Below are 12,966 nucleotides of genomic sequence, written 5' to 3'. Positions count from 1 at the left end.
TGGCTAATGGCTAATTGGTAATGGGTAATGAAAATTACAATTAGCAATTAGCAATTAGCAATGAGCAATTACCAATGACAATCGCGATCGCAGGCACAAGCAGCGGGGTGGGCAAAACAACGGTAACGCTCGCCCTGCTGGCGTGTTTGAAGTATCGGGGTATACAGGTTCAATCTTTTAAAGTTGGCCCAGATTATATTGACCCGATGTTTCACCAGTACGTCACAGGTTGCCCTTGTCGCAATTTAGACCCGGTACTCACTGGGTCAGCTTACGTACAGCAATGTTTTATCCGTCACAGCCAAGGGGTGGAATTCGCTTTAGTAGAAGGCGTGATGGGGTTATTTGACGGAGTAGGTAATAACCAATTACCAATTACCAATTACCAATTACCCATTCCCTTTGCCAGTACTGCTCATATTGCCCGGTTGTTGGATTTGCCAGTATTGCTAGTCATAGATTGCAGTCGGTTATCGGGTTCGGTGGCTGCGATCGCCCACGGCTACCGCTCGTTTGACCCTAAAATTAAGCTAGCTGGCGTCGTGTTGAATCGAGTGGGAAGCGATCGCCACCTACAATTGCTCAAAGATGCCCTAGAACCCCTACAAATCCCCATCTTGGGCGTATTGCGAAGACAGGATAATATTAGTATCCCCGACCGACATCTAGGGTTAGTCCCCACAGGAGAACTATCGCAACTCGATGGTATTATCGACCAACTCGCCCACGTGGGAGAAAGTTGTTTTGATTGGGAACAACTATTACCATTGCTAGGGACTAGGGGAGCAGGTGAGCAAGGGAATGCTATAGGGGCGAGTCTATCACTGGGAGAGACAAGCTTACTAGAGTCACCTATCCGAATTGCTGTGGCACGCGATCGCGCCTTCAATTTCTACTATGCTGATAATCTAGACTTGCTGCAACAATTGGGTGCAGAATTAGTATTTTGGAGTCCGCTTACAGATAAAAAATTACCAGAAGGCATCCAAGGATTATATTTCGGCGGTGGTTTTCCCGAAGTATTTGCCCAACAACTAGCAGAAAATAAACTCGCTCGCGAATCAGTTTGCAATGCTATCTTGACAGGAATGCCAACTTATGCTGAGTGCGGCGGATTGATGTATTTATGCGAAAAAATTATCGATTTTGAGGATAAATATTGGTCGATGGTGGGAATATTACCTACAACTGCGGTAATGGGTGGGCGTTTAATATTAGGATATCGACAAGCAACAGTTTTGCAAGATAGTCCGATATTAAGTGCGGGTGCGACAGTTTGGGGACATGAGTTTCATCGTTCTCATCTATCTGAAAAGCCAAAAAAACCCTTATTTCAGGTAAGAGGATATCACAGTCCGGTGACAGAAGAAGGATGGCGACTGCATCAGGTTCATGCTTCTTATGTCCATCTTCACTTTGGTGCGCGTCCGGAGATGCCAAAACAGTTTCTACAGAATTGTTTGAGTATTTGTCTATAACTCAAGTTCGCGGTATACGATTTTGAATTCAGTTCCTCGCAGCTTTTCTTCACCTGTAATCCGGAAACCCCGTTTTTCGTAAAGGATCTGTGCAGTGGCTTGACTTGGATACGTTGATGTGTATAATCGCAAAAATTTCTTACCTGCCCCTCGTGCTTTTTCAATAGCAAAATCAACTAATTTACTGCCAATTCCTTGACCGCGACAAGCTGGTTCTACACAAGTCCAGCCTAACCAATAAGCTTCACGTTCATCTTTCCGAGTGGAATATAATCCTGTGGTTCCTATGACTTTCCTGGAATCATCATCAATAGCAATCCAGTAATTTGCTTCTGCAATCTCTGCTAAATAAAATAATATTTTATATAACCAGCTATTTTTGGCAAGGCTGCCACGAAATCCGATACTGGCTCTTTCTAAAAGTCTTTGGTTTGGAAAAACCTTATTGACCAGATTAATGGCATCATCAAGGGTTTCATGGGATAGAGGTTCAATATGCATAGTTGGTAAATTAATTGGCTCAGTTTGCTCTTTTGTGGCTATTTTATTCGCTGTGCAAACCAGCGGCGGATCAGTTCTACCTGAAAACGATAGCCTTCCTCAGTTTGCTCAATTAGCTGACGCTTCACAAGCAGATCCAAAGCGCTGTAGGAGTTATCTGGGAACTGACGTGATATTACCTTTTTGTTGACTGTTGCTCCTTCGCCTTTCGCTGCCAAAAAGCGCAGTATTTCTAACCCTGTTGTATTGACTTGGTTGCGTTCGATGTCAGCGAAGAAAAAACTGCCACTGGTTAGAGCTTTTGACACCGCTTTTTCTACGTCAGATGAAGTGGCTAATCGTCGGTCAGCTGGATATTGCTCATTCTTGAGGGCAACAATTTCAGCACAGAGTATTTGTACTAAGCAAGGGTGACAACGAGTCAGTTCCAATACTCGCTCAACGGCGTCAGTTTTATAATCCAGGGGAAAGTCTTTTACAGGTCGTTCAATTAGTTGACGTGCTTCTGCTTCGTTTAGGTAGCTAATATGCACCACCTGCACGTTGATAAGATAGCTAGCCCAGCGTTGAAACTCTTCTAGAGTATGAGAACCAGATAGCAGCACTTTGAAGCGGGGGCGATGTTGAATCAAGTGACGTAACATACCCAAAACGTCCCGCTCGTCAAAGCGTCCTTTGGCTATGGCGCTGTCTAATTCCTCGAACTCATCTAGGGCAAGCAGTGCTGTATTATCCTTTAATGCTTGTTCGACTTGATCGAGCCATTCGTCAAAACGAGTAAATGGGTCAGCTGCTAGCGCATCGCGAGTCAGTGGTGGCAGGTTCAAACCCCTTTGCTTACTCGCTGAGTTCACCATACCTCTAGCGATGTTGTAGAAAAAACCAGCATGGTCACTAGCTGATGAGGGTGACCCTTGCAAGTCTACAAACATGGGGATGATGGTATTAGGTAGCAGGTGCCCCAGATTGTAAAGAAGGGATGTTTTGCCCATACGCCGTTGACCGTAGAGTAGCAAGGGTGGGCGGCGTCGGTCTAGGAGTAATTGTTCGATGCGGGAGCTAATATCAGCACGTCCAGTAAAGATTTCCTGCTCTTCTGTAAGAGGTACGCCAATTACGTAAGGCGAGTCAATTTCTTGGCGGAGTTCGGAAGCTTGAGCCAGTTCGTCTACATGGTTGTTAATTATCTGACTCCAACAAGTGGGGACAGCTTGCAAACGGATGGCGTATTCCTTGTCACTGGCAATCAATTCTCTCGACAAAGTATCTAAACGGTTAGCAACAGCTTTGAGGGTTAAGCGTTGGTTGTAGGTCGTTACCTGATTTAAAGCTGCATCCACATCTTCACTAATATGACTGAAACTGCTTATTAGTACACCAACCAATGCTTCTAGTTCCAGATCTCCAGCAGTTAAGTCCGTATGAACCTGACGGATAGCTGTCAAATCAGTACAGCGTTCTATTTTCCTTGTATCCATTTCAATCAGCGCAGCTTTAGCAGCCCAGCGCTGAGGGCGAGTACTCAGGTACTTGATAGCAGCGTTTCCCTCGTCTGCGTTACGCTCCATCACTAAGACAAGGTGCTTGTCTAAACCCTTCAATGGTTGCTGCTGCAATTCATCCCAGAATGCCGAATGATAGCGCAATAAACTGTGTTTACTGTCGATACCCAGTTTGTCAAATTGATAGAGTAGACTGTTGACTATTTTTATCAAGGGGCAAATTACTATCAATCGCAATAGCTTCAGCATAGGTTTGATAACAACTGCTAAGCTGGCAGCCTTGCGTAAAATATTGCTAAATATTACTCCAATCGGCTCGTTAGGATGTATTTGCGAGCCAATACCTATGCAAATAAGTATGATAGCGAATGCGACCATTGCTACGCGCATTGACAGGGCAAATAGCAAGCCAAAAGCTATGCTAAGTGCGACGCTAATTACTACACCACTAGCTGTGCTAACCGCGATACCAAAAGCCAAGCCAAAAGCTATGCTGATTGCTATACCAACCACCACATAAAATGTTAAGTTTTCTCCTGACTTGCCCAATCCCCTCATCAGCAAGTTGAACGATAAGTTAAATAACAAAGGCAAGATCAAATATCCCTGAATCAACAGCCACCACAAAGCTGAATTCCGCCACTGCAAACGGCTCCACGATTGAGAGTCAGGGTGGAGAGCCGGGTCAATGCGAATTAGGTGGTTTCGCCAAGCTGAGGGATGAAAGAAAATCCACAACAGCAGTTGCAGGCTACCCACAATCCAAGCAGGGTGCTGCTCAGGCGAATCAGTGTAGGCATTCCGTGGAACATTAGGCGAACTCATTAGCCCTCCAACAACTGTTTATACTGGGATATCTGTTGCAATCCTTGCTCTTGCCAGTCATCCGTTTCCCCATCTTCCAAACTGAACAGGCGTTCTCTACAAAGAATTTGTACCAGAAGAGGCCAGCATTGGCTTTGGGCGAGAATCCACTCTACATCCTGAGTAGAAAAAGGTATGGGCGAACTGGCTATCAACTCACGTGCTTCTGCCTCCGTCAGCGCACCCAAAGTTGCCGTGTATCCAAAAATGTTGAAAAAAGGGGAACTATGCCCTGTGTTGTGAGCCAGTTCAACAGGTAATTCAGCAGTAGCCAAGACAAAGGCCAAATTCCCCCCAGTATGATTAGTTGCTAAAGACCGTAAGCTTTCCCAAAATCCATCATCTAATTCCGGACAGCGTTGTAAACCTACAGCAATCTCGTCGAGTAAGATGACTGTAGGCTGATCTAAATTACTGCTCACCACATCCATAAATCTATCCAAGTCGCAAGGGTTAGGTACTGGCATTTTTAGGCATTCTAAAATGTACCGCAGCAGCCCTTCCCGATTCTGCCGTCGCGCATCTTGAAAGTCTACGAATATCCAACAATAGTTTTTTGGATGGGGCAACCAGTCAGATTTTTGACCGGGGCGCAACTGTTCTGTTGGCGTGGTGGTAATGTTTTTTAAGTAGTGCAGCAGAGAAGTTTTGCCGCTGCGCTTTTTGCCGATAATGGCAGCATTTTGCAGGGGACGACGTTTCAGTAAATCAAAAAGCCGTTTAAGTTCCTTCTGCCGCCCAAAAAAGCAGCGCGGATCGGTGATAGGAGAGCCAGTTATAAACGGGGAAGTTTCTCTATCTTCCCTATTTTGCGGTGGGTTGGCAGACGCAAAAACATAGTCACCCTTCTCCAGTGTTAGCCCAAGCGCCTTAAACACAAGTTCTAGAGAGCTTTTTTGGACTCCTTGACCCCGCAGCACCTTCGTGACTGTATCACGATGTAAGGTTTCGCCGTTAAGTTTAAGTTGAATTTTTTCAACAATCTTACTGACGACGTTTTTTTCACTGCTGATGCCTAACCGATTTATCTCAGTCTCAAGCTTCTGCCGTCCTTGGGGGGTCAGTATCAAACCGCGATCGCGCTGCTGCGTCCGTGAATTCATTAATCGGCGAAGTTTAACGTTGGGGTGACGATATTCCCGAACTTAAGGAAGATAGAGATAGTCTATAGGAACTTAAGCCAGTAAACCAAGTCTGCCGCCGCTCTCAGCGTCCCAGGCTAAAAAGCTAGCTGGGACTAGCATCGCCAAGTTGATCGCTCAAAACCGAAAAAGTTCTTGCCTATCGTCTTCAGAGTCGTCCCAAAGCTGTTTCAGCAGGTAGAAGATAGGCATTGTAGAGTTTAAAAAATTGAAATGCTTCTTAATAATTCAAATAGTAACCAGCCCTTCGCTTCTGATGATTACCCAGAAATGGAGCGAGATGTTATTCAAGAACGTTTGCGTCAAGCTAAATTCAGTTTTAACGCGACTCTTGGGTTAACAATAGTAAGTGCTTCAATCAGTATTTTAGGTATTGGACTGTTGTTTTCGGGAAAAGTCCCAGAAGGAACAGTTACCACCGCTGGCGGGTTAACATCAAACATTGTCAGCGTTCAGTTACTCAAGTTTACAAAAGAAACGAACGACAGACTCGATCGCTTAGCCAAAGAATTCAAAGAGGAAGATTGATTCGAGTATAACTGCTGCGGCGCTTAAGCGCCTACTACGAACGGACTACGAACGGTGCGATCGCATCCGACCCCAAAATCCAGCCGGGGCGATCGCCCTATAAAATAAAGATGTGGAAACCAGGCACATTATGCAGCGAGATCAAGTACTAGCCATTCTCACCGAACACCAAGAAGCAATCAAAAACTATGGAGTCAAATCCCTTGCTATCTTTGGCTCAGTAGCGCGAGATGAAGCCAAACCAGACAGGGACGTAAATATATTAGTCGAATTCGAGGGAACAGTTACTTTTGACCGCTATATGGACTTAAAATTTTACCTCGAAGACCAACTGGGAAGGCGAGTAGACTTAGTAAGCCATAAAATGCTCAAACCCCAAATTCGCCAAAATGTAGAACAGGAGGCGATTCTTGTCCCGTAGTCTTCGCCTTTACCAAAAAAATGGGTTGTTAGCCTCCCCCTTCCAGGGGGAATTTAAATGCTAAAATGTAGTTGGTTTCAGGTAGCAAATCCGCCAATAAGTGCCCGACAAATATGGCCCAAACAGTGCCATACGACAGTTGGGGAAATATAAAAGACCACGAACAACGATAACTCGTAAAACAGTGCAGTAAGTCTTCAACAAGACTGAATGATAAAAAGAAAAAACTTGGAGTAATCCGCGTACCGTGGGGCACTAAGGGTAGTACCCAGCAAATGGGTAAACGCTTGGAGAGTAGTCCATTCTCTTAGGGCGTCTAGATATCAAGTGATATTCTAGTAGGCGCGGAATAGACATAATCGTTTAAGACCTAAGTAGGGGTAACTTGAAAGGGCAGCGATCAGCTCAAGAATCTCCGCAGTTTTAGGGCGGAGAGTTGTCAACTAGAAGACATGCTCACCAGTGGTGCTAAACTAATCCGCTACACCCAAGGCATGACTTTTGAGGAATTCATCGCCGATGAACGTACCTTTGATGCAGTGGTACGCAACTTACAAATTATTGGCGAAGCTGTCAAAAACATCCCCAGTCAAATTCGAGATCGCTACACAGAATCCCCAGTGATTTACTACCGGGGGTAGACCTGCCACGATTTTTTGGGTTACTCAATAAGCGCGTTTGGCGTTTGGCGAGTTCGGCTGTAAAGAATTAGCGGGTTTTGCATCCCGCGGATAATTAGAGACGCGAACAAGAAACGAAGGTCTGCTATTGGTCTCTCTCTAGGCATCCTTTGCAGCTTGCCAAGAACTGGTTTTGTATCTGGGATGGTAGGATATCGTTCTATAGGATTGCCAGAAACGCTGTAAGTCACATTATCTTGTTCAAATAAGTGGCTTTGAATTTCCAGAACTTGTCTAATAACGCGCTCTCCCTCAGCTAAATTCCTGCAAAGCAATTGGAGTTGATACCCTTTTTCCCAATCGCAGTAACTTACCATATCCTTACCTTTACGCTAAACAAATCCATCGTTAGCACCAAAAAGAGATTTAATCCGATTTGCCAGGGTTCGCGCTTCCGCTTCTGAAATATCGTTGTCTGTACCAACGTTCATTAAACGAAACCCAATCTGTCCTTCTACTGGAGAATAACTTTCTTCTACATCTTCTAAATCTTCCATAAAGTAAAGGGTTACTTTAGGTTTGTGTCTTCGCCGTGTTGAAATCTTGTCAAGATTACTAAATATGTGTATTTCCTTGCCTTTGATTATATTAAACAACTGAACGCGCATATCCATCGTCGAAGCACTATCACTATCTTTAATCAGGCAAGCCTTTTTTAAACCAGCCTTGGCAGGTATATTGCGAATATCTTCAATGTTTTCAGGCACGTCAACATTCCGAAATAACTCATTAACTTGCTGATTGTGGATTTGACGGTAAATAGATTGCAGGTGTTCAAAATCGTTCATGGTTTTAAATCAGATGGTTGAATCGTAGTACTTTGGGATTTAGCTTTCTTGTCTGCTTCTGTCTCGGTTTTATTGCCAAATAAATCAGCAACAGCTTGATTAAATTTCTGACGCTGTTCGCGCATTTCAATTACTGTATATTGAATATTTTTGACTTCAGATACAGCAGAAGAAAGGCTGCTAGCTGCTTCATCTGTATATTCTGAATTAGTCCATTTAACTTTGTTTGGCAAGCAGTAGCTGCACTAATTTGTTATGGGAACCAATTAAACGCATTTTCAAACAGCCAGCAGCTCTTAATGCATTGCCAATTTTTCCAGTCATTTGGGTTCCTAATTCCATTATTGAACGAGTTGAATCAATAATGGTTTGGATTGAGTTAATCACATTCGCTGCTGCTTGATAAATGTTGTTTAGCTTTTTCCAGGTTGTTTTAGTTTTAGTCCAGTTTTCAGCACCTAAAATACTTGACATAATTAAAGAGGGAATAGGGAACGGGGAACAGGGAACAGGGGGTTTGGGATGGGGATTTATACCAAAGAGGGAACAGGGAACGGGGAAGAGGAAACAGGGAACGGGGAAGAGGAAACAGGGAACGGGGAAGAGGAAACAGGAAAAACTGTTCCCTTTTCCCTCTTCCCTCTTCCCTTATTTGATGAAACATACCACTTATGGAAGTGGGGGTCTCTTACTCCCGGATAGGGAACAGGAAATAGGAAAAACTGTTCCCTGTTCCCTATTCCCTGTTCCCTTCTTCGATGAATCTGCGTGCTTGAAAACTACATCAAAAACATTAAATTATTCACCATCCGCATCGATTAATCCTATTACTTGAATTCCCGTGTTAAGAATTTTTGCTACAGTTTGTACTACGTTGCTAGACAGCATCGCTGCATGCAACAATAGGAGAAAAGATAGTGCGTCCAACAATGGGCAAGCGCAACCACTTCGCCCATCTATCAAGTCGCTTTGTTATTTCCTCAAAAATCTCTTGAAGTCTGTTAAAAGTTCGATTGACTGCACTGCCTACATCATCTAGTTTTGTGCTAACATTGTTAACCGTACCAGCATCATCATCTAATTTATTAGCAACGTTTTGTACGCGGGTTGCAGTAGGATTTACAGTAGTTATTACATTGGTTAAACCCGCTGCCAAATCATCTTCTTTAGTCAGTTGCTGTAGATTGAACTACGTTAGAAACTGAATTGACTGTGGTCGCAGTTGTTTGAGTGGTCGCATTTATTGTGTTAATTGGTGGCTTTAATTCGTTGATATTAGCAGTGATTGTTAAGTTAGCATGCGTTACTTGTGCTGGCAGATTTGTATTTGTTGCCAACAGACGCAATGCAACTATAATGGGACTAAAATCGCCAGTCATTCTTTTTGTTTCCTCTCCTTATTCAATAATTTGATGACGCCTATTTATGATTCGCGGCAAGTCTTCAAGTAACTCAAAATCAAGCAAGCTAGGAGCGACAGTTATTCTCTCTCCAGGCAGGGTTTGAATTCTAATATCATCTATACCCCAAACATAAGGATTGGAAAAATAAGGCGAACTTAATATTGGGTTAATTGATTCGTAAAAACCTGTAGTGCCAGGATGCATGTAAGTAATTTGTGAATTTATTTGAGTAAGATTCCAAGCGATCCTAGAATCAAATTGAGGAAAAGAAAGCTTTAGATTTGGGTAGGAAAAAACAATAAATTGATAACCGCCAGCGCTCGGGTTTATGTCTGGAGAATTTCTTCCTGTGACTGGCGTATATTCAAGACCGTTGTTTGTTCGTACTGTGTGACAGTATACAGAAAAAGCTACTTGTACGGTGTCGGGGGGAATATTTAAAACAAAGCCATCCATCTTTTCACCAACATTTGGTTTAGTTCGTTGAATAGACTTTCTCTGTGTTTCTAGAAGATTTATAACAATCCGCCACTTGCGTCAAAGTTCTTTAACAAACCTGATAATTTGGTCGCTAAGAAAATCAGAAGCCTCATTTAAACCAGGGAAAGCAATATCATTAAAACCTCGTTTAATTTGTTCTAACTTATCGTTGATTCGACGAGAAGCATCTAGATATTGACGTAAGGGGGAACGTGGCGGTTGTGGCGGATGGGGAAGAGTGGGTCTGCTTGGTAATGGAAAAGAAGATCTTCCACCCCGCTTAAAAGGAGCGATGCTGTGACCTGGTAGTTTTTGGCGAGGTCGCGGTGGAGGATTGCACCGTAAAGTATTTCCGCCAAATCCACGTCCGCTGGGATTGGGTGTTTGGCTTCTCTGGCGCAGGGTACTTCCCCTAAAATTACGTCCACTGGGTTCGTTTCCTCTGGACGCCAATTGACGGCGTGCAATTGGGACACCAAATCTCAGAGTTTTACGAATCAGTACTCCAACAGCCATCAAACTGACTCCATAATTTCAACAGTTGCCGTGCCAGATGCAACGATTGCAGAAATCGCACCAAAGTAATTAATCTCGCGAATATTCAGAACGTGACTCGACGCACCTGGATTTAAACCAATACCCGCAAGAGCAATCGCACTCGTACCGTAGTTGAGATCAACGATCGCCCTTCCCCGATTAACAATCGTCACCAGCTGGCGGTCTTGATTGGCAGGTACGATGATTGAGCTAGTAGCGGTCACAGTAACGCTGCCTTGGGTACTTTGAACGATGCGGTAAGCTTCTGTACTCGGCGCAACTTCACCAGCGACCAACCACAAGCTAACTTGGTCGCTGCCACTGAGTGCACCCGACCCGGCGATGTCTTCCACCTTCGCCCACAGTTTCGTTCCTGGGGCAAGCACCAGGTTCTCCAAATTGGTCAGGCGAACAACGATATCCTCTTCATATGCCGGTCGTGAATTCCAAAGTGCGACGCGGGTTCTGAGGATGCGTAAGTCGCTTCCCGGAAGCGATTGGTAAATTCCCAAGTACTTGGCAGGATGGTTGCGAATCAGTTCCTGATAGCGGCGATCGCGCTGCATCTCGGTTTCCAGGTCAAGCGCTGGTGGGACAGCAGGGAGAGGTGCAATCGAAGTTATATTTACCGTCGCTATAAAATCAGCAACGTAACCATTTAAGCCAGTACCCGGGGAATAAACCTCGACAAAGTTTGTACCGTTGCTGGCAGTTAGATTATAGCGCGTAGCGCTGGTGTAGTTACAAAGTAGAATGGAGTAAATTATATGGGAGGAGAGAAATTCTGATGGCTCACGCATATAGTCAAGACCTGCGGATACGAGCGCTAGACCTGATAAAAGGGGGAATGTCAATTAGTCGAGTTAGTCAGATACTTAAGATTAGCCGCCCAACTATTTATCGGTGGATAGAGCAGTTTGAGATTAGCGGTTATCCGGCTCCCTCCAAGAGCATACCACCTCCTCAAATGTCTAAAATAAAAGACTCACGAAAAATTTAAAGAAGTGGTAGATAACAACGGTGATAAAACCCAAAAAGAACTAGCACAACTCTGGGGAAATATCAGCCAACAGACAATAAGCAGGGGATTAAAAAAACTGGGTTATACCCGCAAAAAAAAACTTATAGCTATCAAGAACGGTGTGAAGAATCTAGAAGTAGATTCCGGGAAAAATTAGCGCATCAGCCATAAGACTTGATTTATATGGACGAGAGCGGAATTGATAGTAATGAAAATTATCCCTATGGCTGGAGTAAAAAGGGACAAAGATTTCACAGTTCACGACCTGGATTTCGTCGAGATAGGTTGAGTATTATCGGCGCTTTGTGCAAAAACAAACTATTAGATACGATGGTATATCAGGGATATTGATAAGCCAAAATTATTGAGGGGTGGTTGCGTCATTTTTTGTTGCCTAAACTGCGACCGGGAAAAGTAATTATTATGGATAATGCTCGCTTTCATAACTTTGATAATGGCAACTGAAACAACAACAACGAAAACTCCAAGAAAAACAGCAGTTGATAGAAGAGCAGCAACAGGAGATTGAAAAGTTAAAAGAAGCATTAGACAAGCTAAAAAACCGCAACTCATCAAACAGTTCTACTCCCCCATCAGCAGACCTGCTCAAAAAGCCCAGCGACAAAAGTAAGCGAAAAAAAGGGAAAAAGCGCGGCTCCAAATACGACCATCCAGGCAAAACGCGCTTCGGGATTTGGTGAGCCTGACCAAATCATAGAGCTAGAACTAGAAACTTGTCCGGTTTGTCAGGCAGCAGTTACGCCAGTTACAGCAGCACCCCGTAAAGTACAACAAGTAGCCGAACTGATAGAGCAACCTGTAGAAATTAGAGAGTATCGTCGCCCTTTATGCCAGTGTAACGATTGTGGCCAGTCGGGATACTCTCAATTACCACCTGGAGTATGGGAAGGATTCAGCTACGGCGGCAGATTGTGTAGTGTGGTTGGTTGGCTAGGATATGGGGGTAACTTACAAGGCGCGAAAACAAGAATATTTTGTGGAACAGGTCTTGGGAGTACCCATCTCTCAAGGATCTCTAGCCTTGATGCAGCGTTACTTCCAAGAAAGCTGGCAGCCAATCTATCAGCAATGGTTGAGTTACGTGCAACAACCGGGTGTGGGCTGCCTTGATGAAACTACTTACTGTATTGATGGTATTAAGTATTGGTTATGGGTAGCCACCAGTGATAAAGTTTGTGTACTCCTCGACGCTCCCACCCGCAGTAGTGCCGAACTTAAACAGCTATTGGGAGAAGACTTTGAAGGTATTCTTAGTAGTGATTGTTTCAGTGCTTACAACCCCCAGTCAGCAGCAGCTAAACAGAAATGTTTGACCCACCACCGAACGAGATTTAGAAGCAGTGAACTACTCACACTGCCCTAGCGGGTCAGTGTGAGCTTCTGCAATTCTCGAAAGAATCGCAGAACTTCCATCGCGGTACTATGAGTGTGTGACACCTTGATTTTCCCGCTACGGCTATTTATCGTCAGGTTAGAGTCGAGTGAAGAATCACTTCTCCACCCTCTCCTACAGAACCGGACTTGACAGTTTCCCATCATCCGGCTCCTCAATAACTCGGTTCTTTATCAAGAATACCTAAACTACCATCGTTGGCAGTCT

The 12,966-nt window shown here is 44.2% G+C and carries 19 protein-coding genes and 1 pseudogene; 8 read left to right on the top strand and 12 right to left on the bottom strand.

The genetic code is table 11. The features are described from left to right. Positions 1 to 74 precede the first annotated feature (74 nt). On the top strand, positions 75 to 1,478 hold the full coding sequence (locus ACE1CM_RS48475; RefSeq protein WP_374886798.1) for a cobyrinate a,c-diamide synthase: 1,404 nt from the start codon (positions 75 to 77) through the stop codon (positions 1,476 to 1,478). On the opposite strand, the gene ACE1CM_RS48470 is transcribed toward ACE1CM_RS48475, so the two are convergent. Genes ACE1CM_RS48470 through ACE1CM_RS48460 form a run of 3 tightly spaced genes read right to left on the bottom strand, consistent with a single transcriptional unit; the run spans position 1,473 to position 5,448 of the window. Further along, a complete protein-coding gene (locus ACE1CM_RS48470) occupies positions 1,473 to 1,979 on the bottom strand; it encodes a GNAT family N-acetyltransferase (RefSeq protein ID WP_374886797.1) in 507 nt (168 codons plus the stop codon). The genes ACE1CM_RS48475 and ACE1CM_RS48470 overlap by 6 nt on opposite strands. A gap of 38 nt (positions 1,980 to 2,017) precedes the next feature. Continuing rightward, entirely contained in the window at positions 2,018 to 4,306 is a 2,289-nt protein-coding gene (locus ACE1CM_RS48465; RefSeq protein ID WP_374886796.1) for an AAA family ATPase, read from the bottom strand. After that, positions 4,306 to 5,448, bottom strand: a complete 1,143-nt coding sequence (locus ACE1CM_RS48460; protein ID WP_374886795.1) for an ATP-binding protein — start codon at positions 5,446 to 5,448, stop codon at positions 4,306 to 4,308. The genes ACE1CM_RS48465 and ACE1CM_RS48460 overlap by 1 nt, the downstream gene beginning before the upstream one ends. 252 nt (positions 5,449 to 5,700) lie before the next feature. Here ACE1CM_RS48460 and ACE1CM_RS48455 point away from each other — a divergent pair, with 252 nt between their 5' ends. The 3 genes from ACE1CM_RS48455 (at position 5,701) to ACE1CM_RS48445 (ending at position 7,077) form a co-directional block, all read left to right on the top strand. After that, a complete protein-coding gene (locus ACE1CM_RS48455; RefSeq protein WP_374886794.1) occupies positions 5,701 to 6,015 on the top strand; it encodes a hypothetical protein in 315 nt (104 codons plus the stop codon). 130 nt (positions 6,016 to 6,145) lie between these two features. Next, positions 6,146 to 6,436, top strand: a complete 291-nt coding sequence (locus ACE1CM_RS48450) for a nucleotidyltransferase family protein (protein WP_374886793.1) — start codon at positions 6,146 to 6,148, stop codon at positions 6,434 to 6,436. Positions 6,437 to 6,888: 452 nt separating this feature from the next. Continuing rightward, positions 6,889 to 7,077 carry a DUF86 domain-containing protein gene (locus tag ACE1CM_RS48445; protein WP_374886792.1) on the top strand — a complete coding sequence of 63 codons (189 nt, stop codon included), beginning with the start codon at positions 6,889 to 6,891 and terminating at the stop codon, positions 7,075 to 7,077. A 20-nt stretch (positions 7,078 to 7,097) separates the two neighbouring features. Here the strand turns inward: ACE1CM_RS48445 and ACE1CM_RS48440 are convergent, their stop codons facing one another. The 9 genes from ACE1CM_RS48440 to ACE1CM_RS48400 form a co-directional block, all read right to left on the bottom strand. Further along, positions 7,098 to 7,433, bottom strand: coding sequence for a hypothetical protein (locus tag ACE1CM_RS48440; RefSeq protein ID WP_374886791.1), 336 nt, complete (start codon positions 7,431 to 7,433; stop codon positions 7,098 to 7,100). 15 nt (positions 7,434 to 7,448) lie between these two features. Next, complete coding sequence (locus tag ACE1CM_RS48435; RefSeq protein WP_374886790.1) at positions 7,449 to 7,904, bottom strand: hypothetical protein; 456 nt, start codon at positions 7,902 to 7,904, stop codon at positions 7,449 to 7,451. Then, entirely contained in the window at positions 7,901 to 8,137 is a 237-nt protein-coding gene (locus tag ACE1CM_RS48430) for a hypothetical protein (protein WP_374886789.1), read from the bottom strand. Before ACE1CM_RS48430 ends, ACE1CM_RS48435 begins: the two co-directional genes overlap by 4 nt. Continuing rightward, the gene (locus tag ACE1CM_RS48425; RefSeq protein ID WP_374886788.1) at positions 8,121 to 8,378 is read right to left on the bottom strand and encodes a hypothetical protein; all 258 of its coding nucleotides are present in this window, start codon (positions 8,376 to 8,378) and stop codon (positions 8,121 to 8,123) included. Before ACE1CM_RS48425 ends, ACE1CM_RS48430 begins: the two co-directional genes overlap by 17 nt. A gap of 403 nt (positions 8,379 to 8,781) precedes the next feature. Beyond that, positions 8,782 to 9,060, bottom strand: coding sequence for a hypothetical protein (locus ACE1CM_RS48420; RefSeq protein WP_374886787.1), 279 nt, complete (start codon positions 9,058 to 9,060; stop codon positions 8,782 to 8,784). A gap of 10 nt (positions 9,061 to 9,070) precedes the next feature. Next, complete coding sequence (locus ACE1CM_RS48415; RefSeq protein WP_374886786.1) at positions 9,071 to 9,283, bottom strand: hypothetical protein; 213 nt, start codon at positions 9,281 to 9,283, stop codon at positions 9,071 to 9,073. Between the two features lie 18 nt (positions 9,284 to 9,301). Then, complete coding sequence (locus ACE1CM_RS48410; protein WP_374886785.1) at positions 9,302 to 9,763, bottom strand: hypothetical protein; 462 nt, start codon at positions 9,761 to 9,763, stop codon at positions 9,302 to 9,304. An 81-nt stretch (positions 9,764 to 9,844) separates the two neighbouring features. Further along, a complete protein-coding gene (locus ACE1CM_RS48405; protein ID WP_374886784.1) occupies positions 9,845 to 10,303 on the bottom strand; it encodes a hypothetical protein in 459 nt (152 codons plus the stop codon). Beyond that, the gene (locus ACE1CM_RS48400; protein ID WP_374886783.1) at positions 10,303 to 11,124 is read right to left on the bottom strand and encodes a hypothetical protein; all 822 of its coding nucleotides are present in this window, start codon (positions 11,122 to 11,124) and stop codon (positions 10,303 to 10,305) included. The genes ACE1CM_RS48405 and ACE1CM_RS48400 overlap by 1 nt, the downstream gene beginning before the upstream one ends. Here ACE1CM_RS48400 and ACE1CM_RS48395 point away from each other — a divergent pair. From ACE1CM_RS48395 to ACE1CM_RS48380, 4 genes and pseudogenes are all read left to right on the top strand, one after another. After that, positions 11,112 to 11,324, top strand: a complete 213-nt coding sequence (locus ACE1CM_RS48395; RefSeq protein WP_374886782.1) for a helix-turn-helix domain-containing protein — start codon at positions 11,112 to 11,114, stop codon at positions 11,322 to 11,324. The genes ACE1CM_RS48400 and ACE1CM_RS48395 overlap by 13 nt on opposite strands. 4 nt (positions 11,325 to 11,328) lie before the next feature. Next, entirely contained in the window at positions 11,329 to 11,502 is a 174-nt protein-coding gene (locus ACE1CM_RS48390; protein WP_374886781.1) for a hypothetical protein, read from the top strand. Positions 11,503 to 11,528: 26 nt separating this feature from the next. Then, on the top strand, positions 11,529 to 11,696 hold the full coding sequence (locus ACE1CM_RS48385; protein WP_374886780.1) for a transposase: 168 nt from the start codon (positions 11,529 to 11,531) through the stop codon (positions 11,694 to 11,696). Between the two features lie 110 nt (positions 11,697 to 11,806). Next, positions 11,807 to 12,718 (top strand): annotated as a pseudogene (locus tag ACE1CM_RS48380) (transposase); the annotation flags it as partial. Positions 12,719 to 12,966: the final 248 nt, after the last annotated feature.

It is taken from the genome of Microseira sp. BLCC-F43 (assembly GCF_041929235.1).
Classification (GTDB): domain Bacteria; phylum Cyanobacteriota; class Cyanobacteriia; order Cyanobacteriales; family Aerosakkonemataceae; genus Microseira.
Note: the sequence above shows the minus strand (reverse complement) of the source record. Positions and strands in the feature narration are given on the sequence as shown.